The sequence below is a fragment of the Mesorhizobium norvegicum genome, from assembly GCF_004919685.1.
GTDB lineage: Bacteria > Pseudomonadota > Alphaproteobacteria > Rhizobiales > Rhizobiaceae > Mesorhizobium > Mesorhizobium norvegicum.
Genome location: NZ_SMYZ01000141.1, coordinates 21,304 through 44,069, shown reverse-complemented (window position 1 = coordinate 44,069; position 22,766 = coordinate 21,304). Strand labels below are relative to the sequence as shown.

The following is a 22,766-nucleotide window of genomic DNA, read 5'->3' as shown; positions in this document are numbered from 1 at the left end:
GGATCCATGCCGCGACCTCAGCCGTGGAATACAGCGGAGCAGAATTCTGCACCGAAGCGACGCCTTGGAGTCGCGGCATGGATCCCAGGGTCTGCGCTACGTCGCTACGCTACTTGCTCCGCCCGTGGACGACGAAGCGATTGAGTTTCCGCTGATCGCCAAAGCATGCGCTCCGTCAGCGCGAGCACATCGACAGGTGCTCCACGTGCTGTTTTAAAAAGACCAGAATCTTCCGTGCTTTGGCACGGAGCTCTGATGTTGATTTGGAAAGAAGGGGGCCGGTCGGCGTTTGGCAGCGGTACGAGGAGGCCACTATGTGCCAGCGCCGGCCGGCCGACCCCACGGACCCAGGAGATGCGGCGGACCTGAGCATCATGGGGTATTCCTGAGGATCGAGCCGGCGGTCTATCCTCGTGCCGGCTTCGTCTTGGCCTGCACACTTGCGCAAGAGCATATGAAAATCAACAGTTTCTTAACCAAGACTCGCGAATCGCTTGGATTAAGGTAAACGGGTAACCCTGTCGGGTTGACAGGATAATCAGGCTTGGACCGTTACGCCGCCTTGGCGACGACGCGGTTGCGGCCGCCGCTCTTGGCTTCGTAGAGCGCGAGGTCGGCACGCTTCATCAGCGCCGCCACCGTATCCACGCCCTTGAGCACCGACGACACGCCGACGCTGACGGTGACTTCGATCGTCTTGCCGTCCTGGCCGATGGCAAAAGGCGCCTGGGCAATTTCGGCGCGAATGCGTTCGGCCACCTTCTCGGCCACCGCGCCCTCGGTGTCCGGCATCACCACGACGAATTCCTCGCCGCCAAAACGGCAGGCAAGGTCGATACCCCGGACATTCTTGCGCAACCGCCGTGCAAATTCCCGCAACACTTCGTCGCCGCCGTCATGGCCGTGCGCGTCGTTGATCGCCTTGAAACGGTCGAGGTCGGTGATCATCACCGACAGCGGCCGGCGCCGTGCCACGGCGCGATCGAACAGCGTCTGCAGATGGCTGTCGAGATAGCGGCGGTTGTGCAGCCCGGTCAGGCCGTCGGTCACCGCCATTTCGATGGTCTGGGTGACGCTGGCGCGCAGCTGGTCATTGTAGCGCTTGCGGCGCACCTGGGTGCGCAGCCGCGCCGTCAGCTCCTGCTGGTCGATCGGCCGCATCAGATAGTCGTTGATGCCGAGTTCGAGGCCGCGGATGATGCGTTCCTCCTCGCCCTCCTCCGCCAAAAGAATGATCGGCACGAAACGGGTGCGATCGAGCGAGCGCAACTGCGAACAGAGCCTCAGCGGATCGAAATCGGCGAACGCGGTCGAGATCATCACGCATTCGTAAGACGTCTCGGCGGCCTGGAAGAAGCCGGCATGCGGATCGCTGGAGACATCGAGGTCGGCGCGGTCGCGCAGCATCTTCTGGATGCGCTCCACGGATGATTTGCGCTCGTCGATCAAAAGCACTTTCGGTGTCGTGTCCTCGGATGCGAAATTGCGGCTCAAAAGCTCTTCGATGCCAATGTTGCGCGTCGTCGACGCGCGCAGCCGCAACTCGTCGGTCAGCGACTTCAGGCGGACCAGGCTCTTGACGCGCGTCATCAGCTGCAGGTCGTTGACGGGCTTGGTCAGGAAGTCGTCGGCGCCAGCCTCGAGCCCGCGTACCCGGTCGGAAACCTGGTCGAGCGCGGTAATCATCACCACCGGAATGTGCGATGTCGCCGGATCGCTCTTCAGCCGCCGGCAGACCTCGAAGCCGTCCATGTCGGGCATCATCACGTCGAGCAGCACGACATCGACCTTGCCGTTCTCGCAGGTCTCGATCGCATCCGGCCCGTTTGTGGCGGTCAGCACTTCGAAATATTCGGCCAGCAGTCGAACTTCCAGCAGCCGCACATTGGCAGGGATGTCGTCGACGACGAGGATCCGCGCAGTCATTTCACAAGGCTCCGGCTCGGCTGAAAAGATACATCACGCATCACCCAGATAGGATTTGATGGTTTCGATGAAACGCGGCACCGAGATCGGCTTCGAAATATAGGCCTCGCAGCCACCCTGGCGGATGCGCTCCTCGTCGCCCTTCATCGCGAAGGCGGTCACCGCGATGACCGGGATGACGTGCAGCTCGTCGTCCTCTTTCAGCCATTTGGTTACCTCCAGCCCCGACACTTCTGGCAGCTGGATATCCATCAGGATGAGATCCGGCCGGTGCTGACGCGCCAGATCGAGCGCTTCCAGACCGTTGCGGGTGCGCACGGTCTCGTAACCGCTTGCCTCGATGAGGTCCCGAAAGAGCTTCATGTTAAGCTCATTGTCCTCGACGATCATGACCTTCTTCGGCATCGATATCCCGTCCCGGCAGTCCTTCCGCTCGAAGGCGACCGTCATGCGCCCATGCTTGAACGCATCAAACCCTGCTTCACTTTACGGCAATATGATTGACGAAACGGAAATCCGCGGCTGGAAAACAGCGCAAATTCCACCTCGTCCCTACGCGTCCAAAGGGCGCGCCACGCTCTAATGGCTTGCCGCTAGCAACTCTTGCCATTACTGCGGGAGAGACTCATTCCACACGCCGAAGGTAGTGATGGCAAACGCAGCGTCAATGCGCGAAGAAGCGGAATCGATTGCCGTGAAGGCTCTGGGCTTCGTCGCCTCCGATCCGGAGCTGTTGCCGCGCTTTCTGGCAATCACCGGCATAGAGGCGCATTCGATCCGCAAAGCAGCCAGCGAGCCGGGATTCCTGGCCGGTGTCCTGCAGTTCATTCTCGCCCACGAGCCAACGCTGATGCGCTTTGCCGAGGAAACCGGCACGCCGCCGGCTGCCGTCGGCAAGGCCTTGCGGGCGCTGCCGCTGGGCGACGACAACCACGAGCATTCGACATGAGCGATGATCCCGAAACCGCGCGCCAGATCGCGGAACTGGCGGCCGACGACCGGCCGCTGCTGGTGCTCGACGTCGACGACGTCGTGCTCGAATTCATCCGTCCGTTTCCGAATTTCCTCAAGGCGCGCGGCTTCGGCCTGACGCTGGCTTCCTTCCGTCTGACTGGCAACATCGCCGAGACGGCCAGCGGCCGGCTGATCGAACAGCCCGAAGTCACGGCACTTCTGGGCGATTTCTTTGACGCGCAAGCCGATTGGCAGAGCATTACCGACGGCGCGGCAGAGACCCTGGCAGGACTCGGCGACCGCGCGGAAATCATCTTGCTGACGGCCATGCCGCACAGACACCGTACCGTGCGTCGCGCCCATCTCGATGCCCTCGGGCTGAACTACCCGCTTCTGACCACCGAAATGGCCAAGGGACCGGCAGTGGCCAAGCTTCGCGGCAAGGCCGCCAGGCCGGTGGTCTTCGTCGACGATCAGCCGCACAATCTGGCGTCGGTGCGCAACTCCGTCGCTGACGCGCATCTCATCCATCTGATGGCCGACAATTCGCTGCGCGCATTCCTGCCGCCGGTGCCGGACGACATCGTCGTCGTCCAGGACTGGCACGAAGCCGCGCCGAAGATCGCAAGCGCGCTGGGGCTCTAAGCCCCGCCCTCAAGGGTTGAGTTTCGCGCCTGCCCCGCCGCTATCGTCACCGCTGTCGTCTCCACTGTCATCGTCGTCAATGCTGTCGTCCACGGCCGGATCGGCGGGCTTGAGCATGACGCCGTTGACGGTGACCGAACCGTCGGCCTTGGCATTGACGATCCATTCCAGCCGGCCATCGGGCAGCGTCTTGCCAAAACCTTTCGCCATCAGGGCGACGGGCACATATTGCGCCACCTCCGGTTCCGACTTCGCCGCCTCCTGCAGGCCTTCGACAAGTTTGTCGAAGCCAGTGACATCGACCGTCACGTTTCCTTCGGGCTTTTCGCCGGGGAACGTCATCTCGCCTTCCAGCGCGATTTCCGTGTCCTTGTTCTTCACGGTGCTGTGGCCGAGCACGACCTTCGGCGTCTTGGCCATGAAGTCGGCTTTGAGCTGCTCGCCGAATTCGGCCGACAGCGGCGGATCCTGATTGAGATCAAAGGCTTCGATCGCCTTCTTCGCCATGCTGTCGAGGTCGATATTGGCGCCGCCGAAGTTCAGGTCGATGTCGGTGGGCAGCAGTGCGACGCTCCAGCTCGGCACAAGCTGCTGCGGCACGGTCAGCCCTGACGCCTTGATGCCGTAGGTGATCTTACCGTTCTGGGCGACGCCGTCGGTGCCGAAGGCGGTGCTGAGCTGGGTGGCGCCGAAATTGCCGACCGGGCTTTCCACCGCGAAATCCTTGAAGCCGTAAATTCCCTCGACACGCTCCCAAAGCGGTAAGGCGGCGAGCAGAAGCGATTTGAGCTGCGCCTGGTTGGCCTTCAGCGTCGCCTCGTCTTCATTGGCCACCGCAAATGCCAGGAGATCGAGCAACGGCTTCGTCCGTACGCCCTTGCCGCTGGCTTCGACCGACAGTTCCGGCGACCTGACGGTGACCGGAAATTTCAACCCGCTCTCTGGATCGTCGAAATTGATCGCTTCGACAAAACTCGACACCTTTTGCGAGGTCGTGAAATCGACGCCGCCGGTCGCGGACTTGGTCGCGGCAATGGTCGCGGTGCCAGCCCCGGTGCTGGCCTCCATGTGCTGCTTGGCATCCTTCGATGCCATGGTCATGCCGGCCATTGAACTGGTGCCGCTGGTGAAGGCCGCCAGATTGGGATCGTAGACGCCGGAACCCTTGCCGTCCTTGATCGAAAACTGCGTGCTTTGCAGCCCCTCGGGCCCGTTGAACTCGAAGGAGGCGCTCTGCGAAAAATTCATCGAGACATCCCAGTATCCATCGCTGCGCGGCTTCACTATCAAGGCATAGGGCGCAAAATCGACCTTCAGCAGCTTCTGGTCCGGGAATGATGCGGCAAGTGCCTTGAAATCAAAGACGATCTTGTAGGCACCGCCTTCGAGCGAAACCTTCAGGATGCCTTTGTCGATCGCCTGCTTGCCGACATAGCGGGACAGGTCGTCGGACAATTGCTTCGCACCCTGGCTGTCGACGGTTTGACCGAAAGCAGGTGCACTCAACGCAAGAAGGAACACGAATGGCAGGGTACGGTTCACGCGAATTCTCCGTTTTGGCCTTCAAGGAATGCTTCGTTCGTCTGGTATGAAATTACCGCTGCAACCGCAAGGTGAGATCAACAAGGCCACCCAGGCGGACCACCACGATCAAAGCACGAGCCGCATCAGTGGCCGGCCCGCCTTGCGTTCCACAAGCCTCTCGAAACCAGCCTTCTCGAAGACCCGCGACGAGCCGACGAACAGGCCGATCGAGCGCGAATCGCGAGACAGGTCGATCGGGCACGCCTCGACCAGCCGCGCGCCGTTCTGGCGGGCGAAACCGATGCCGCCTTCGACGAGGCGATGCGTGATGCCCCTGCCGCGCGCCTTGGTGCGGATGAAGAAGCAGGAGATGGCCCAGACGGCCGGATCCGCCGCGTCGGTAGGATCGACCGGTGCCGACCCCCTGCCCTGATTGTTCCATTCGGGCACGTCGGCGCGCGGTCCGATCTGCATCCAGCCGACCGCCTGGCCGTCCTCGAATGCCAGCAAACCCGGCGGCGGACCGGCTTCGATGCGCGCCTTGATGTGGTCCTTGTTGCGTTCGCGGCTGCTCTCGCGGCGCAGCGCCGGAGCCAGCCGGAAGTGCGTGCACCAGCAGCCGTAGCAGGCGCCCTGCTTGCCGAAGAGGTCCTCGAAATCGGCCCAAAGCTCGGGCGCAAGCGGCGCTATGGTCGTGCTCATGCGTTCTCCCCAGGCCAGCCTTGTCGCTGGCCTTGCACTGTCGTACCATTACTTCTGTTCTCTTTATGTTCGCAGCGATGGCGGCCCCTGTCAACAATCCCGATCATGGTTTTTGCCGTGACTGCCTGACGTTTCAGCGCAGTGAGACGCGCCGCTGCGAGCGCTGCGGCAGCCCCCGGCTTGCGCGTCATCCCGAGCTTTACCGGCTGCATCTGGCCCATATCGATTGTGACGCCTTTTATGCAGCGATCGAAAAGCGCGACAATCCGGCGCTCAAGGACAAGCCGCTGATCATCGGCGGCGGCAAACGCGGCGTTGTCTCCACCGCATGCTACATCGCCCGCATCCAGGGTGTGCGCTCGGCAATGCCGATGTTCAAGGCGCTCGAAGCCTGCCCCGAGGCGGTCGTCATCAGCCCCAACATGGAAAAATACGTGCGCGTCGGCCGCGAGGTGCGCGCCATGATGCAGGCGCTGACGCCGCTGGTCGAGCCGCTGTCGATCGACGAGGCGTTTCTCGACCTCGCCGGCACCGAACGGTTGCACGGCCTGCCGCCGGCGGTGGTGCTGGCGCGCTTTGCGCTGGCGGTCGAGAAGGAGGTCGGCATCACCGTCTCGGCCGGCCTGTCCTACTGCAAGTTCCTCGCCAAGATAGCCTCGGACTTCCGCAAGCCGCGCGGCTTCTCGGTCATCGGCGAAGCCGAGGCGGTCGGCTTCCTGGCGGCGCAACCGGTGACCATGATCTGGGGCGTCGGCAAGGCGTTCAACGCCACGCTGGAGCGCGACGGCATCCGCACCATCGGCCAGTTGCAGCAGATGGATCGCGGCGACCTCATGCGCCGTTACGGCACGATGGGCGACCGGCTCTACCACCTTTCGCGCGGCGAGGACGTCCGCCGCGTCGATCCCGACCAGGACGCCAAGAGCGTATCGGCCGAAACCACCTTCGATACCGACATCGCGTCGCTGGACGAGCTGGTCGCGGTGCTGAGGGGCCTTTCGGAAAAGGTCTCGGCACGGCTGAAGAAATCAGGCATTGCCGGGCGCACCGTGGTGCTGAAGCTGAAGACCCAGGATTTCAAGCTGCGCACGCGCAATCGCCAGCTCGGCGACCCGACCCGGCTCGCCGACCGCATCTTTCAGACCGGGGTGGAGCTTCTGCGCAAGGAAACCGACGGCACGAAATATCGGCTGCTCGGCATCGGCGTCAGCGACCTCTCGGACGACGACAAGGCCGACCCGCCCGATCTGGTCGACCTCCAGTCGCGCAAGCGCGCCATGGCCGAAGGCGCCATCGATGCCCTGCGCGACAAGTTCGGCCGCAAGGCGGTGGAAACCGGCTACACCTTCGGCAAGGGCCGCGACGCCCACCCGCCTGAGCCGATCGAGGATTGAGGCCTTCAGATGCGCCGCAAATCGATCCGGCTTATATCGATCTGGCCTATTATGACGTTCTTGCCGATCCGGGATCGGCGCCAGTAGCAGTTACCGAGGCGATTGTGGCAGTGCCTTGACCTCGGCCTTCCACCGTTGTTTGCTGGCGGGCCTGATGATCGATCCGGGGGTGGTCCATGTCTATCGCTGGCATTCTCGATCGGGCAGCCCGGATTGCACCGAACGCGGTTGCGATTGCACACGGACCCCGCGCGCTTCACACATATGCGGCGCTGAAAGCCCGCTCAGAGGCAATTGCCGGATTCCTCAAGAACCGGTTGAATCTGGCCGCAGGCGAACGCGTCGCACTCCTGATGAAGAATGCGCCCGAGTACGTCGAGGTGATGTTCGGCATCTGGAAAGCAGGCTTGGTCGCCGTGCCGATGAACGCGAAGCTGCATCCCCGGGAAATAGCCTACATGCTGGAGCATTCGGGCACGACGGCGGCATTCGTGACGGTCGACCTTGCCGGCGCGCTTAACGAGGCGGGGCGCTCTGTCCCGAGGCTAAGGAGCATCATCGACGTGGCGAGCAGCGAGTACAGCGATGCGCTGAAATGCGAAGCGATCGAAGGCCGATGGGCGGCCCTTCCTGAAGACCTGTGCTGGCTCTTTTACACGTCAGGTACCACCGGCCGTCCGAAGGGGGCTATGATCACCCATCGCAACATACTGGCAATGTCCGCCAGCTACTTCATTGACATCGACACGATTGCGCCGGGCGATTCGATCCTGCACGCCGCACCCATGTCGCACGGCTCGGGGCTCTACATCTTTCCTCATGTGTTGGGCTTGGCTACTCAAATCATCCCCGAATCAGGCGGCTTCGATCCGCTGGAGATTCTTGAACTGGCTAAGGTGCATCAGAGACTCAGTCTTTTCGCGGCGCCGACCATGGTGCACCGGCTCGTCAATCATCCAGCAATTGGCGACTTGGATCTGTCAGGGCTGAAAACGATCATCTACGGCGGCGCGCCCATGCTGGTGGAAGACGTCAAGCGCGCCCTGGATGTGCTGGGTCCGCGCCTTGCGCAGTTGTACGGCCAGGGGGAGGCCCCAATGTGCATCACGGGGCTCGCCAAACGCTTCTACGCCGACCGCTTGAACCCCAGGTGGGAGGCGCTGATCGGATCGGCGGGCTTCCCGCAAGCTGTCGTCGACTGCGCGGTGATGGATGCAGACGACCGGCCGCTGCAAGCCGGCGAGATGGGCGAGATCTGCGCGCGTGGTGAGTCGGTGTTCGCCGGCTATTGGCAGAACGAGGAAGCTAGCGCGGCCGCGCTACGCAACGGCTGGCTGCATACGGGCGACGTCGGGGTCATGGACAAGGACGGGTTCCTGACTCTGCTCGACCGATCGAAGGACCTGATCATCTCCGGCGGCAGCAACATTTATCCTCGGGAAGTCGAGGAGGTGCTGCTGAAGCACGAGGCCGTCTCTGAAGTTTCGGTTGTCGGCCGCCCTCACGCCGAGTGGGGAGAGGAGGTTGTCGCCTTTGTCGTTGCAAGGCCCGGCAGCAACCCGACAGCAGCCGAACTTGACGCCTTGTGCCAAAACCATGTCGCACGCTTCAAGCGGCCGAAGGCTTACCGGTTCCTCGCCGAGCTGCCGAAATCAAGCTATGGGAAGACCTTGAAGCGCGAACTGCGCGACATGCTGGCGGAGGAAACTTCGCGCGACACTGGGGTGAATTAATTCCAGGCCGCAGGGTGACGCTCTCGACCGTGTGGATGATCAGCCGGATCTGGTCGACATCCAGTCGCGCAAGCGCGCCATGGCCGAAGGCGCTATCGATGCCCTGCGCGACAAGTTCGGCCGCAAGGCGGTGGAAACCGGCTACACCTTCGGCAAGGGCCGCGACGCCCGCCCGCCGGAACCACTCGAGGACTGAGGCAAGACCTCAATCGGCTTGGTCGTCAAATGGCCCGCTGCATCAGGACGGAGGGTAACATCGGCCCAGGGCCGATGCGCACGTCGATCCGCCCTACCGGCCTGAAACCCAATGCCGCGTAGAACCCTTGCGCGTTGAGACTTGCCTGGCATTCGAAACGGCGCGCACCTGACGACCGTGCATCTTCCTCGCAACGCCTGTAAAGCGCGCGCCCGATCCCGCGGCCCAACCACTCGGGACGCGTGGCGAAATGCCTGATATGCGCGACTTCAGGCTGCACCTCGGAGCTTCCAGGTCGTTCCCGGGACCAACCGCCGCAGCCAACGGCAAAGCCATCGTCATTGACCGCGAGATAGTAGGTGCCGGCAGAAAGCAGTGCCGGGTTCGCGCGAGTGATCAAAGGCAGAGCGGGTTCAAGAACGGCCTGGTCATATGCCGTGCGCATCAGGCCGGGGTAGGAAGCGAGAAGCAACTCGCTCACCCCGGACTCGTCCTCTGGCGTGGCGTGCCTGACGGTGAAGGTGGGGGACATGCAAGCACCGCGGGTCTTGGAAAGATCAGGCTAGAACAGAAATGGTCGGCGCGGATCAAGTGCGTTGCAGGTCTATCCTGCTCGTCACCACGCTCTTGCCGGTTTTCGGGTCGGTGTCGGTGACCGTCAGCCGGATGCCGTTCTCGCCTCTCTTCTCGACCGTCATCTGCGCCTTGCGGTCACCATTGACCTCCTTGGCCCAGCGGATGCCAAGATTGATCGCGTTGCCCGAACGGCTGCCGGTCAGCTGTGCCGGCCCGGTACGAGAGCCGACATAAATGCCGCTGTATTTCGCACCCGTGACCTTCAGATTGGCACTGATGGCCCGCGACACCACAACGAGACCGCGGCAATTGCCATCCAGCGAGAGCGAGGTTGAGGTCGCGTTCGACTTGAAGCTGCAAGATACACCAACGTTCGGCACATCCGTGGTTACCTGGACAGTTCCCTTGCCGGCGAAATTGCCCTTGAACGACTGGAGAAATTTGGTCTCGTCGGCATGCGCTGCACCTGCCCCAACCAATAGAACGCCAGCAAGCGCGAATTGCGCGAATGATCTCATCGAAGCTCTCCTTGTCAATCTTTGAAAAGGCGGGACGGCCTGCAACACGATGCACGGCTGAATATCGGGACTTAACGCCCTTTGCCGTGTCAGGTTCCGCTCGCCACATGACTGTTTTTGCAGCATCCAGCCGTTGCGACTGGCACAGAAGAAGGCAACGGCTAGCGATTGCGGCAGAAGCCCTGGCCTGCGACATAGCGCGGATGGCACCTACCCCCTCGATTCCAAAGGCCGCGTTCTGGATGGCGCTGTCGATTGCATCGTTCCTGGCGATGTCGGTCGCCGGCCGCGCCACGACAGCCGAGCTCAACGTCTTCCAGGTGCTGGAACTGCGCTCGGTGATCGGTTTTTTCATCCTCCTGCCGCTGGTGATGATGAGCGGCGGCTTTCCAGCCATGCGCACGCAGCGCCCCGTCGCCCATATCGCCCGCAACATCATCCATTATTCCGGCCAGGCGGCCTGGCTCTACGCCCTGACGCTGATCCCGCTGGCCGTGCTGATCTCGATCGAATTCACCACACCGATCTGGACGGCTATCCTGGCGGTGATTTTTCTCGGCGAAAGACTCTCCCGGCCAAGGCTTGCAGCGATCGTGCTGGGGCTGATCGGCGTGGTGATCATCGTGCGCCCCGGTGCCGGCTCGGTCGATCCGGGACATCTCGTCGTGCTCGGCGCCGCAGTCTGCTTCGGCATCTCGGTGGTCACGGTCAAGTCGCTGACGCGGACCGACAGCGTCGTGCGCATCATCTTCTGGATGCTGGTCATCCAGTCTGTGGTCGGCCTCGTTCCGGCGCTCTATACATGGCGCAACCCGCCGCTGGCGCTATGGCCATGGATCGTGCTGATTGGCTTCACCGGCATGTCGTCGCATTTCTGCATGGCCCGCGCGCTTGGCTATGCCGACGCGACCGTCATCTCGCCGATGGATTTCCTGCGCGTGCCACTGTCGGCGCTGATCGGCTGGCTGCTCTATAGCGAGCAGATCGACGCCTTCACCGCCGGCGGCGCGGCGTTGATCCTGATGGGCAATTTGCTCAATCTTCAGCGAAAGACGGTAAGGCCGGCCGAAGTGGCGGCGTCGTAACACCGCAGCTGGTCAGTTTCCCTCGTCGGGTATGTTGAGAAGATGGCCGCAGGCCTTGCAATGTACGGCATCCGGCTCATGCCGCTGCAAGCCGCACTGCGGACAGGGAAAGAACACCTTGGCCGGCCGGAAAATCGCCTGAGCCAGCCTGACGAACAGCGATATGCCGATGATCATGGTGACGATTGCCGTCAGCTTGCCGGCCATACCGGGCAGCACGATGTCGCCGAAACCGGTCGTCGTCACCGTGGCGACGGTGAAATAGAGCGCGTCGATATAGTTTTCCAGTCCGGCGCCGGTGCGGAAGAAGAAGGTGTAGACGAAGCCGGTGATGACAAACAGGAAGGTCAAAAGGTTGATGACCGCGTGGCTGGCCTCGCGCCAGGGCCGCAGGCCGCGCATCTCGAAATGCCGCCAGAGCGAACCGCTGCGCGACAGCGACCACAGCCGCAGAATACGCAGAAAGGCGAGATTGGCGAACGCCGTCGGCATCAGCAGCGTCAGCAGAATGAAGACGTCGACCCACGACGTCGGCTGCTTCATCAGCCGCAGCATGTCGTTGGAGGCGAGCAGCCGGGCAACCAGGTCCGCGGCGACGAGAGCGGCCGCCGAATAGTCGAGCCAGAGGAATGACGGCTTATCCTGAAGAACCGGCGTCGCGATGAAGAAGGCAATGATGGCGAGGTCGATGACGACAGCCACCAGCTGGAACCGGAAAGCGGCCGGCGTGCGCCCGTGATAGAGCTTGCGCAGCCGGTCGCGCAGCCGCGCCATCGCCGAATTCTCCTGCAATCCGTCCTTGCCCGCCGCTTTCATGAGGATTGCGTAGCGTCCGTAGCCATGGGCGTCTAGTGGCCAAGGCCGCCGGGAGGTGTCAGCTTTGCACGACCTTGCCGTCGGGCCCGACAACGCGCCAGGCTGTGACCGTGTCGTAGAAGAACTGTTCGGTGACGATCCGGTCACCGCGCCACTGCTGAAGTGCCACCTCTTCCAGGCGGCGGACGATACCGTCCCGGTCGGTCTTGTCGAATGTCCAGCGGATGGCGACGGTGTCGCCGTCGACCAGAAAAGTCTGGACGGGATGCGTATGCATCTTTTCGATCTGGTCCAAAACCGATTGCTCGCGAGCCATCAGCGTTTCCTTGCCGCGACGGGGGACGCCGAGATTCTCCTGCATGGTCGCATCGTCGTGGTAGAAGTCGGCGATCGCCTTGACATGGCTGCCGTCGACCACCGCCTTGAGAAAGGCTTCGACACGTTCGCGAGTGGGCATGGGGACAGTTCCTTTGTCGGCGGCAGCGACGCGGCCGAAGTGCCTGTTTTCGAAAGGCCAATTCACGATCTTTCGAATGTGCTCAACGAATGTAGTTCAAACCAGTTCCACTTCCACCACACCCGGCACCGCGCGCATCGCCGAGGCGATCTGTGGGGAGATCCGGTAGCGATTGGGCAGCTCGATCTCGATTTCCCCCTCGCCTTCTTCCTTGATCAGCACGAAGCTGACCTGGCCCTCGCCCCTGACGGCCAATTGGCCGGCCAATGTGTTGATCGGCCCCGCGTTGCGCACGAAAATGCGCAATGCCTTCTGGATGCGGCTTGCCTCATCCTCCAGGGATTGTACCGAGTTGATGCGCAAATTGACGCCTTCCGGCCTGTCCTCGGCCGCAACGGTGATGACGACGGAGCGGCCGGCCTCGAGCAGGTCGCGATACTGCGCCAGCCCTTCCGAAAACAGCACGGCCTCGTACTGGCCGGATGTATCGGAAAAGGCGATGACGCCCATCTTGTTGCCGGTGCGCGTCTTGCGCTCCTGCTTGGATGTCACCGTGCCGGCCAGACGGCCGGCGGCGGCACCGCGCTTGACGGCCGCCGAAAACTCGGCCCACGTCTGCACCCGCATCTTCTGCAGGGCCGCCTTGTACTCGTCGAGCGGGTGCGCCGAGAGATAGAAGCCGACCACCTGGAATTCACGGTGCAGCCGGTCGGCGGCGAGCCACGGGTCCGTCGCCGGCAGATTGAGCGCCTGCGACTGGGCGCCGAGCGAGGCGCCGAAGATGTCATGCTGGCCGGAAACCGCGTTCTGCTGCGCCAGCGACGCCAGCCCCATCATGCGTTCCACTCCCGCCATCATCGACGCGCGGTCGTGGCCGAAGCAGTCGAGCGCGCCGGCCATGATCAGGCTTTCGAAGACGCGCTTGCCGACGATCTTGGGATCGACCCGCTCGCAGAAATCGGCGAGGTTCTTGAACGGCTTTTCGCCACGCTGGGCAACGATGTGCTCGACCGCCGCATCGCCGACGCCCTTGAGCGCGGCCAGCGAATAGTAGATGCGGTTCTCACCGACCTCGAAGGGACGGAAGCTCGATATCACTGACGGCGCCAGAACTTCGATGCCGAGGCGCAACGCGTCTTGGCGGAAATCGGCGAGCTTGTCGGTGTTGCCCATGTCGAGCGTCATCGATGCTGCCAGGAACTCGACCGGATAATGCGCCTTGAGATAGGCGGTTTGATACGAAACGACCGCGTAAGCCGCGGCGTGCGATTTGTTGAAACCATAGTCGGCGAACTTGGCCAGCAGGTCGAAAATGAAGTCGGCTTGCGGCTTGCCGACGCCACGCTCGACCGCGCCGGAGACGAAGCGCTCGCGCTGCTTGTCCATCTCGGCGCGGATCTTCTTGCCCATCGCGCGGCGCAGCAGATCGGCTTCGCCGAGCGAGTAGCCGGACAGCTCCTGCGCGATCTGCATCACCTGTTCCTGGTAGACGATGACGCCTTGCGTTTCCTTCACCAAATGGTCGATCTTGGGATGGATCGAGGCCATCTCCTCCTCGCCATGCTTGCGGGCGTTGTAGGTCGGGATGTTCTCCATCGGCCCCGGCCGATACAGCGCGACCAGCGCGATGATGTCTTCGATGCAGTCGGGCCGCATGCCGATCAGCGCCTTGCGCATGCCGGCACTTTCCACCTGGAACACGCCGACCACCTCGCCGCGCGACAGCATGGCGTAAGTGTCGGGATCGTCGAGCGGGATGGTCGCCAGGTCGATCTCGATGCCGCGCCGGCGAATCAGCTTCACCGCCGTCTCCAGAACGGTCAGCGTCTTCAGGCCGAGGAAGTCGAACTTCACCAGTCCGGCCTGCTCGACATATTTCATGTTGAACTGGGTGACCGGCATATCCGAGCGCGGATCGCGGTACATCGGCACCAGTTCCGACAGCGGCCGGTCGCCGATGACGATGCCGGCGGCGTGCGTCGAGGCATGGCGGTAAAGGCCTTCCAGCTTCTGCGCCATGTCGAGCAGCGTCTGGACGATCGGCTCCCTCTCGGCCTCTTCGGCAAAGCGCGGCTCGTTGGCGATGGCCTCGGCGAGCTTGACCGGATTGGCCGGATTCTGCGGCACCATCTTGGAGAGCTTGTCGACCTGGCCATAGGGCATCTGCAGCACGCGGCCAACGTCGCGCAGCACGGCGCGAGCCTGCAGCGTACCGAAGGTGATGATCTGGCCGACCTGGTCGCGACCGTATTTCTGCTGGACGTAGCGGATAACCTCCTCACGTCGATCCTGGCAGAAATCGATGTCGAAGTCGGGCATCGACACGCGGTCGGGATTGAGGAAGCGCTCGAACAGCAGCGAGAAGCGCAGCGGATCGATGTCGGTGATGGTCGTCGAATAGGCGACCAGCGAGCCTGCGCCCGAACCGCGTCCCGGCCCGACTGGGATGCCCTGTGCCTTGGCCCATTTGATGAAGTCGGCAACGATCAGGAAGTAGCCGGGAAACTTCATCTTGGTGATGATGCCGAGCTCGAAATTCAACCGCTCGCGATATTGCTCGACCGTGTAGCCGGCCGTCGGCCCATGCACGGCCAGCCGCGCGTCGAGCCCCTCATGCGCCTGGCGGGCCAGTTCGTCGGCTTCCGCCTGCACGGCAGCGTCATTGTCGGCGACATCGCCGCCGGTGAAGCGCGGCAGGATCGGGTTGCGGTTCTTCGGGTAGTAGGAGCAGCGCAGCGCGATCTCGACCGTGTTGTCGATCGCCTCCGGCAGGTCGGCGAACAGCCTGGCCATATCGGCCTGGCTGCGCAGGAAATTGTCCGGCGACAGCCGGCGACGATTGTCGGCGGCAACGACCGAACCCTCGGCAATGGCGATCAGCGCGTCATGCGCGTCATAATCGTCGCGAGCCGAGAAGAACGCCTCGTTGGTGGCGACCAGAGGCAGTTCATGGGCATAAGCTAGATCGATCGAGGATTTCTCGATCACGCGATCATAGCCGGAAACCCGATCCAACTCGACATAGAGCCGGTCGCCGAACATCGCCTTGAGGGTCAAAAGCCGTGCTTCGGCCAGATCGCGGCGATCCTCCTTGAGCGCAATGCCGATCGGTCCGCGCGGCCCACCGCTGAGGCAGATCAGCCCGTCACAATAGCCTTGCATCATTTCGGTGGTCAGGTGCACGGCCTCGCCTGGCGGCGTTTCGAGGTAAACGCGGCTGACCAGCCTGACCAGATTGGAATAGCCGGCTTCGGTCGCGGCGAGCAGGACGACCGGCCGCATATCAGGGCCTTGCCGCCGGCGGTCGCGCTGGCCATCGCTGTTTTCGCCGGAAAAAGCGAGCGCAGTCTGGCAGCCGATGATCGGCTGGATGCCGTCTTTCACCGCCTTCTGCGCGAATTCCAGCGCCCCGAACAGATTGTTGGTGTCGGTGACGGCAATGGCTGGGGCTTCGTCCTTGACCGCGTGAGCCACCACCTTGCCGATCTGCAAGGCGCCTTCCAGCAGCGAATAGGCCGAATGCACACGCAGATGGACGAAGGGCCGCGCAGGCGCCTCCGGCCGCGCCGCAGCAATCGCTGCTTCGCGCTTCAGGGGATCGCGGGGAAGTCTGTCATCTGCCATGGTTTTTCGCGCTGTCCGAAGGACTTGAGTCGGTGGAGATGTATTGTCCGGGACCGGGCGATACCAGTCCAGCACAAACGACCGCTGACCACAGGCTTGCCGGTGCCCTGCCCGGACCGCAGAGATTGTTTCGAAATTCGCTCTGGCGAGTCATATGGTGGTGTTTTCGAGAACCGGAGCGGAGCGGACACTAGGTCCGTGAGCTCAGTTCTACTGCGTCGACGCAGTAGAACGGGGAAGCGCAGAAAACGCCATCAGATGGCCGCCAGAGTAGAGTTTCCAAACAATCTCTCAGGCGAATTCCATGATCACCGCGTCCACGGCCAGGCTGTCGCCCGGCTTGGCGTTGAGTTTCGAGACCACCAGATCGCGTTCGGCGCGCAGCACGTTTTCCATCTTCATCGCCTCGACCACCGCCAGTGTCTCGCCGGCCTTGACCGCCTGGCCTTCGGCAACGGCAATCGACACGACAAGGCCAGGCATCGGGCAAAGCAGCAGTTTCGACGTGTCCGGCGCTATCTTTTCGGGCATCAGCCTTTCCAGCTCGGCGGTGCGCGGCAGCATGGCGCGCGCGGTCACCGACATGCCCTTCCAGGCAATGCGAAAGCCATTGGCAACCGGCCTGATCTGAGCCGTAACCTTGCGCTTGCCGACCGTGCCGCGCCAGATCAGATCGCCCGGCCGCCAGTCGGATGCGACGGTCAGCGCCTTGCCGCCCTCGATCGACAGATCGACTTCCATCGGGATGGAAATCATGCCTTCGAGGATCGACGCCGACAGATAGTCATCGCCGATCTTCACCACCCAGTCGCGCTTCAGCGCTCCCGAATGCGGCGCCAACCGCCCGCCCAGCCGGTCGAGCCGGTCACGGCGCAGCAGCTCCACCGCGGTCGCAATCGACGCCAGCACGGCTTTCTCATCGTCGTTCGGTACGACCGGTGCAAAACCGTCAGGGTATTCTTCAGCAATGAAACCGGTCGATATCAGCCCTTCCCGCCAGCGCGGATGCTGCATCAAGGCAGCCAGGAACGGAATGTTGTGCTCAATGCCGTCGACGACAAAGCTGTCGAGCGCTTCCGACATCGCGTCGATAGCTGCGAGCCGCGTCGGCGCCCAGGTGCACAGCTTGGCGAGCATCGGATCGTAGAACATCGAGATTTCGGAGCCTTCGGTGACGCCGGTGTCGTTGCGGATGACGACATCGCCGAATTGTCCTTCCTCAGGCGGCCGGTAGCGCGTCAGCCGGCCGATCGAGGGCAGGAAATTGCGGTAAGGGTCTTCGGCGTAGAGCCGGCTTTCCACCGCCCAGCCGTTCAGCTTGACGTCGCTTTGCTTGATGGCGAGCTTCTCGCCGGCGGCGACGCGGATCATCTGCTCGACCAGATCGATGCCGGTGATGAGTTCCGTCACCGGATGCTCGACCTGCAATCGTGTATTCATTTCAAGGAAATAGAAGTTCTTGTCCTTGTCGACGATGAACTCGACGGTGCCGGCGCTCTGGTAGTCGACGGCCCTGGCCAGCGCCACCGACTGCTCGCCCATGGCCTTGCGTGTCTCGGCATCAAGGAAGGGCGACGGCGCCTCTTCGGCGACCTTCTGGTTGCGGCGCTGGATCGAGCATTCGCGCTCGCCGAGATAGAGCGCGTTACCATGCGCGTCTGCCAGCACCTGGATCTCGATATGGCGCGGATCGACGACGAATTTCTCGATGAAGACGCGGTCGTCGCCGAACGAGCTTTTTGCTTCCGAGCGCGCACGGTCGAAGCCGTCGCGCACTTCAGACTGGTCCCAGGCGATGCGCATGCCCTTGCCCCCGCCGCCGGCGGAAGCCTTGATCATCACGGGATAGCCGATCTCGCCGGCGATCTTTTCGGCATGGTCGGCATTCTCGATGACGCCGAGCCAGCCGGGCACGGTGGAAACCTTGGCGGCGTTGGCGAACTTCTTCGATTCGATCTTGTCGCCCATCGCCCTGATCGCCTTGGGCTTCGGGCCGATGAAAATGATGCCTTCCGCTTCCAGCGCCTCACAGAAGGCCGCCCGCTCGGACAGGAACCCGTAGCCGGGATGCACGGCCTGCGCACCGGTCTCCTTGCAGGCGGCAATGATCTTTTCAGGGACGAGATAGCTTTGCGCCGCGGGCGAAGGTCCGATATGCACCGCCTCGTCGGCCATCTCGACATGCACGGCATCGCGATCGGCATCGGAATAGACGGCAACCGTGGCGATGCCCATCTTGCGCGCCGATTTGATGACGCGGCAGGCAATCTCGCCACGATTGGCGATCAGGATTTTGGTGAACATGCGGAATGTCATCCCTCGGGTCGGCCGTTCCTTTTATGGCCTGTGCTTGCAGGGTCAAGCCGACCATGCAAATCACTACCTTTCAATCGATTTGCGATTCCAATTCAGCGCTGTGGCCCAGTCCAGGCACCAGCTTCCAGTTGATCGTGTCGATAAAACCTGAAACCTTGGAAAAAAACCGGAGGTCGGCTGGAAGGTCCTGAGGCTGATGGAAGTCATTTTCATTCTCCCTCGTTCGAATTCATGAGGGCAATGTCCCACCGGCGCGCTTTGTCGATGTTCATCCAGGCGTGAAACCGGAGGAGAAACCACTACCGAAGCCGCTAAATCGTCGTTAAGTCGGCGGCGGGAAGTGATATTCTACCCGAGGCTGTTATAGGGGGGCCGGGGTGCACATCGGATTGCTTGGCGGTATCGAGGTTGTCTCTTCAAGCGGGCAATCCCTGCACTTCGCGACGCGCAAGACGTCGCTGCTGTTTGCCGCGCTCGTTCTGGCCGGGCCCAAGGGCCTTCGCCGCGAGAGGGTGGCGGCGATGCTGTGGGCCGACAGCGGCGAGCAGCAGGCGCGGAACAGCCTGCGCCAGGCGCTGGTCGACATCAGGCGGCTGTTTCCGGCCATCGGCGACGAGGCCATACGCGTCGAAGGCAATGCCCACACCATATGGCTGGCGGCAAATGCCGACGAGGCCGATATCTGGATGTTCGACCGGAATATCCAAGCCAGTGACGGCGCCAGCCTCGCGACAGCGGCGGACCTCTACCGGGGCGACTTGCTCGACGGTCTGTCGTTTCCCGGCGAGATCGACGAATGGCTTGCGCCGCTTCGGGCGAACTATGCCCGCAAGGCGCTGGACCTCGCCGAGCGGCTGAGCCTTCTGCCGGAGATGGACGCCCGCGAGGAAATGGCTTGCGAAAGGCTGGCGGAGCGGCTGGTGGCGCTCGATCCATGCGCCGAGCAGGCCCACCGGGCGCTTATCCGCATCTTCCGCCGTCGCGGCAAAACCAACGACGCCTTCCGCCAGTTCCTGGCCTGCAAGGAGGCGCTGAAGCGCGAACTCGGCGTCGCCCCTGAGGAGGCGACGCAAGCGCTGGTCGAGCGTATCGAGGCGCCTGAGGCAGAGCATCGGCACGAGCAGGCGCCCAGCAGCTCCGGCCCGCCCGAAACCAGGGCGCCGCGGCGGGAAACGGTGGCGGAACCGGCGCGCCCCGCCGTTTCCATACAGGAAAAGCCGTCGATCGCGGTGCTACCGTTCCAGAACATGAGCGGCGACGCCGAGCAGGACTATTTCACCGACGGCGTGGTCGAGGAGATCACCACGGCGCTGTCGCATGTGAGCTGGCTGTTCGTGATCGCGCGGAATTCCGCCTTCGCCTATAAGGGCCAGGCGGTCGATATAAAGCGCGCGGCGCGGAAGCTGGGAGTGCGCTACGTGGTTGAGGGCAGCGTGCGCAAGGCGGGCAGCCGGCTCCGCGTCGCGGGCCAGCTGATCGAGGCAGCAACGGGCGCGAGCCTGTGGGCCGACCGTTTCGAGGGCGACGTCGCCGACGTGTTCGAACTGCAGGACCTCGTCGCCTCCAGCGTCATAGGTGCGATTTCGCCCAGGCTCGAACAGGCCGAGATAGCGCGGGCCAAGCGCAAGCCAACCGAGAGTCTCGACGCCTACGACAATTACCTACGCGGCATGGCGAGCCTTTACCGCTGGACGAGAGCGGGACTGGAGGAGGCGCTGCCGCATTTCTACAAGGCCATTGAGCTCGACCCTGACTTTGCCGCCGCACAAGGCGCTGCCGCTTGGTGCTACTTTTGGCGGATGGCGAACGGCTGGATGACGGACCGGCAGAAGGAGACCGCCGAGGTTTCCCGGCTGGTCGGCAACGTCACCATAGCCGGCCAGGACGACGCGGTAGCGCTGGCTTTCAGCGGCCTCGCACTGGGCTATGTCATCGGCGACTACGAGGCCGGTTCGGCACTGACCGACCGGGCGCTCGTGCTTAACCCCAACTGCGCTGCCGCATGGAGCGCCAGCGGCTGCCTAAAAGCCTGCCATGACGACCCGGACATCGCGATCGAGCATCTGTCGCGGGCAAGGCGGCTGAGCCCGCTCGATCCGTTGACTTTCTTCATGCAGTGCTTCACGGCCTTCGCCCATTTCGTGGCCGGCCGCTATGATGCCGCCTGGCCGATCGCGGAGGCTGCATCCCGCGCGCAGCCCTATTATCTCACCGGTCTACGCGTGGCCGCAGCCAGCAACGCCATGGCCGGCAGGCTGGATGCCGCGAGCAAGCACATCGCGCTGTCGCTGCAGCTCGATCCCGAATTGACCCTCTCCAACCTCAGGCACCGGGTGGGGCAGATCAGGCCGGCCTATTTCGTCAGATATGTCGAGGCACTGCGGCTAGCCGGCCTGCCCGATTGAGCCGGGCGGCGAGAGCCCGCTCCCTGACCGCCGCGCGCCTTCTCGTCAATGTGGTCGGCACCATCGTGCGGCAGGTTTGAAAGCCCGCATCCTCTCGTCGCATGACGGCCCGACAAGGTTCCCTCCGCTGCCGAGAGGATACGCAGACTCGGCCTCACCCTCGGACCGGCGGCAATTCGGGCGCATCCAGTCCCCTGAAGGGGTCGCGCCAGGCGTTGATCTCTTCGAGCCGACTATACCAGCGGCAGACAGAGGGATAGTCATCGAGCGGCAATCTGGCGACATCGTTGAACGGCAGAAAGGTCGCCATTCGAAAGTCGGCATAGGAAACCGAATTTCCGACCAGCCATTGCCGCTCGGCAAGCACAGCCTCTAGTATTGCAGCGGCCGTGCGGAACTGTCTTAGCCCCTCTTCCACCCGCTCCTGATCGATCGGGCCTATGCCGTACCGCTGCTTGGTGCCACGTTCGAAATGCACCGTATCGCAAGCGAATGCGAAGTGCTCCTTGCCCCAACTGAGCCACCGGATCATCTCGGGTTCGTCATCGCCGGTGCGCCAGAAATCCGAATGCGCGCCGCGCGAGAGCCGGCAAGCTATGGCGTCTGCCTCCCAGAGGCTTTTCCCCTCGCCTTCCACAAGGATGGGCAGTGAGAGGTTGGGATTTAACGGGCGATATGTCTCCGCTTGCCCCGGAGCGAATGGCGAGGCGAATTCAAAGTCGACTTTCGCGTCGAGATAGCGCGCCACCGCGACCGCGAGTCGAGGATTGGGATTGCGGCTGAAATACAGCTTCATTGGGCACCGCCGGTGTGGCCGGATCTGCCGATCAAAGGCGTCACAGCAGCCGTATCTGATAGCTCAGCACGCGCTTTGCTGCAGGTGCGATCAGCATCAGGCCCGGCTTGTCGACAAAATCGCCGTCGAAGTCCACCGGGCTTGCAATGCCGTGCCAGGGTTCGATGCACAGGAACGGCGCGCCACCCGGCTTTGACCAGATGCCCAACTCCTGAAATCCTTGCCACGACATCTCGATCGCCGGACCACGGTCGGCGGCATAGCGCACGCTGGTGCTGGCAGGCCGATCCAGAATCACCGCGTCCTCGTCAAACAGCCGTTCGGAGAGCGCGAGTATCTTGCCCTCGACAGGCGTCGGCTGCGGCGTCGGCAACAGCAAACCGTCCTTCAGGCGGCGGATCGGCGCCGGCTCGTCATCGGCAAAGGTCAGCCGGTAATCCGTCTTGGCCAGATCCGGCAGCAACGGCCAATTGAACGCCGGGTGCGCCCCGATCGATGCCGGCAGCGGCTCGTTGCCGGTGTTGGTGATGTCGAAGGTCACGCCAAGCTGCCGGCGGTCCAGCGTGTAGGTCACTTCAAGCCGAAAGGAGAACGGATAGCGCGCGCGGGTATCGGCGTCATCAGTGAGAACCAGCGTGCAGGACCCTGGCTCCCTCTGCACCCAGGCAAATGGCTTGTCGCGCGCGAAGCCGTGCTGGGTCATCGGATAGGTCTGGCCTTGATGGCGCAACTGGTCGCCCTTCAGCCGCCCGACGATCGGGAACAGCACCGGCGAGTGACGCCGCCATTCCGGACCGGCCTGCCATAGAAACTCCGTGCCGTCGGCATCGCGCAGGGAGACCAGTTCGGCGCCCTGCCCGACCACAGTCGCCGAGATGCCGTCACCGTGAAGCGTCAGGCTGTCTTGTTCCATGCGTCCTCGCGGCTGTCTGGCGTGGCCGGCAGGCTAGCAAAGGGCAACGCCTGAACTCAAGAGCGGCAGACCTATATCGCACCTCACTCAGCTGTGATGAACGATCCACCGCGCACATGGCGAATGCTGCCTCAAATGAAAAACCGTGGCCGGAGGTTGCCCTCCGGCCACGGCAAGATGCGAAAT

Annotated in this window: 18 protein-coding genes and 1 pseudogene; 7 read left to right on the top strand and 12 right to left on the bottom strand. The window is 62.9% G+C overall.

What is annotated here, in order from left to right; all coding sequences use genetic code 11:
* Positions 1–552: 552 nt before the first annotated feature.
* The gene (locus FCU66_RS38730; protein WP_109671486.1) at positions 553–1,926 is read right to left on the bottom strand and encodes a PleD family two-component system response regulator; all 1,374 of its coding nucleotides are present in this window, start codon (positions 1,924–1,926) and stop codon (positions 553–555) included.
* Between the two features lie 33 nt (positions 1,927–1,959).
* Positions 1,960–2,376: a response regulator gene (locus FCU66_RS38725; protein WP_281285598.1), complete on the bottom strand. Its 417-nt coding sequence runs from the start codon at positions 2,374–2,376 to the stop codon at positions 1,960–1,962.
* 199 nt (positions 2,377–2,575) lie between these two features.
* Between FCU66_RS38725 and FCU66_RS38720 the strand changes: the two genes are divergently transcribed.
* Positions 2,576–2,875, top strand: a complete 300-nt coding sequence (locus FCU66_RS38720; protein WP_136620600.1) for a DUF3572 domain-containing protein — start codon at positions 2,576–2,578, stop codon at positions 2,873–2,875.
* Positions 2,872–3,525: a hypothetical protein gene (locus FCU66_RS38715; protein WP_136620601.1), complete on the top strand. Its 654-nt coding sequence runs from the start codon at positions 2,872–2,874 to the stop codon at positions 3,523–3,525. The genes FCU66_RS38720 and FCU66_RS38715 overlap by 4 nt, the downstream gene beginning before the upstream one ends.
* A 9-nt stretch (positions 3,526–3,534) precedes the next feature.
* Here the strand turns inward: FCU66_RS38715 and FCU66_RS38710 are convergent, their stop codons facing one another.
* Both FCU66_RS38710 and FCU66_RS38705 read right to left on the bottom strand, forming a co-directional pair.
* The gene (locus FCU66_RS38710; RefSeq protein ID WP_136620602.1) at positions 3,535–5,067 is read right to left on the bottom strand and encodes a hypothetical protein; all 1,533 of its coding nucleotides are present in this window, start codon (positions 5,065–5,067) and stop codon (positions 3,535–3,537) included.
* Between the two features lie 108 nt (positions 5,068–5,175).
* Positions 5,176–5,751 carry a GNAT family N-acetyltransferase gene (locus tag FCU66_RS38705; RefSeq protein WP_136620603.1) on the bottom strand — a complete coding sequence of 192 codons (576 nt, stop codon included), beginning with the start codon at positions 5,749–5,751 and terminating at the stop codon, positions 5,176–5,178.
* A 65-nt stretch (positions 5,752–5,816) separates the two neighbouring features.
* Between FCU66_RS38705 and FCU66_RS38700 the strand changes: the two genes are divergently transcribed.
* From FCU66_RS38700 to FCU66_RS38690, 3 genes and pseudogenes are all read left to right on the top strand, one after another.
* Complete coding sequence (locus FCU66_RS38700) at positions 5,817–7,145, top strand: DNA polymerase IV (protein ID WP_136620604.1); 1,329 nt, start codon at positions 5,817–5,819, stop codon at positions 7,143–7,145.
* 176 nt (positions 7,146–7,321) lie between these two features.
* Positions 7,322–8,878 carry an AMP-binding protein gene (locus tag FCU66_RS38695; RefSeq protein WP_136620605.1) on the top strand — a complete coding sequence of 519 codons (1,557 nt, stop codon included), beginning with the start codon at positions 7,322–7,324 and terminating at the stop codon, positions 8,876–8,878.
* A 37-nt stretch (positions 8,879–8,915) separates the two neighbouring features.
* A pseudogene (locus tag FCU66_RS38690) lies at positions 8,916–9,074 on the top strand (DNA polymerase IV); the annotation flags it as partial.
* 25 nt (positions 9,075–9,099) lie between these two features.
* On the opposite strand, the gene FCU66_RS38685 reads toward FCU66_RS38690, so the two are convergent.
* Positions 9,100–9,606 (bottom strand): GNAT family N-acetyltransferase, encoded by a 507-nt coding sequence (locus tag FCU66_RS38685; RefSeq protein WP_136620606.1) that lies wholly within the window; start codon positions 9,604–9,606, stop codon positions 9,100–9,102.
* A gap of 55 nt (positions 9,607–9,661) precedes the next feature.
* Complete coding sequence (locus FCU66_RS38680) at positions 9,662–10,168, bottom strand: hypothetical protein (RefSeq protein ID WP_136620607.1); 507 nt, start codon at positions 10,166–10,168, stop codon at positions 9,662–9,664.
* Positions 10,169–10,371: 203 nt separating this feature from the next.
* On the opposite strand from FCU66_RS38680, the gene FCU66_RS38675 reads away from it, so the two are divergent.
* The gene (locus FCU66_RS38675) at positions 10,372–11,253 is read left to right on the top strand and encodes a DMT family transporter (RefSeq protein WP_136620608.1); all 882 of its coding nucleotides are present in this window, start codon (positions 10,372–10,374) and stop codon (positions 11,251–11,253) included.
* 12 nt (positions 11,254–11,265) lie between these two features.
* Here the strand turns inward: FCU66_RS38675 and FCU66_RS38670 are convergent, their stop codons facing one another.
* The 4 genes from FCU66_RS38670 to FCU66_RS38655 all read right to left on the bottom strand — a co-directional run bounded on the left by FCU66_RS38670 (position 11,266) and on the right by FCU66_RS38655 (position 18,454).
* Entirely contained in the window at positions 11,266–12,069 is an 804-nt protein-coding gene (locus tag FCU66_RS38670; protein WP_136620609.1) for a potassium channel family protein, read from the bottom strand.
* Between the two features lie 58 nt (positions 12,070–12,127).
* Positions 12,128–12,526 (bottom strand): nuclear transport factor 2 family protein, encoded by a 399-nt coding sequence (locus tag FCU66_RS38665; protein ID WP_136620610.1) that lies wholly within the window; start codon positions 12,524–12,526, stop codon positions 12,128–12,130.
* A 96-nt stretch (positions 12,527–12,622) separates the two neighbouring features.
* On the bottom strand, positions 12,623–16,150 hold the full coding sequence (dnaE, locus tag FCU66_RS38660; RefSeq protein ID WP_136620611.1) for a DNA polymerase III subunit alpha: 3,528 nt from the start codon (positions 16,148–16,150) through the stop codon (positions 12,623–12,625).
* A gap of 291 nt (positions 16,151–16,441) precedes the next feature.
* Positions 16,442–18,454 (bottom strand): acetyl-CoA carboxylase biotin carboxylase subunit, encoded by a 2,013-nt coding sequence (locus FCU66_RS38655; RefSeq protein WP_136620612.1) that lies wholly within the window; start codon positions 18,452–18,454, stop codon positions 16,442–16,444.
* A 389-nt stretch (positions 18,455–18,843) separates the two neighbouring features.
* Here FCU66_RS38655 and FCU66_RS38650 point away from each other — a divergent pair, with 389 nt between their 5' ends.
* A complete protein-coding gene (locus FCU66_RS38650; protein WP_136620613.1) occupies positions 18,844–20,871 on the top strand; it encodes a BTAD domain-containing putative transcriptional regulator in 2,028 nt (675 codons plus the stop codon).
* Positions 20,872–21,025: 154 nt separating this feature from the next.
* Here the strand turns inward: FCU66_RS38650 and FCU66_RS38645 are convergent, their stop codons facing one another.
* Positions 21,026–21,667: a glutathione S-transferase family protein gene (locus tag FCU66_RS38645; protein ID WP_136620614.1), complete on the bottom strand. Its 642-nt coding sequence runs from the start codon at positions 21,665–21,667 to the stop codon at positions 21,026–21,028.
* A 40-nt stretch (positions 21,668–21,707) separates the two neighbouring features.
* Entirely contained in the window at positions 21,708–22,580 is an 873-nt protein-coding gene (locus FCU66_RS38640; protein WP_136620615.1) for an aldose 1-epimerase family protein, read from the bottom strand.
* Positions 22,581–22,766: the final 186 nt, after the last annotated feature.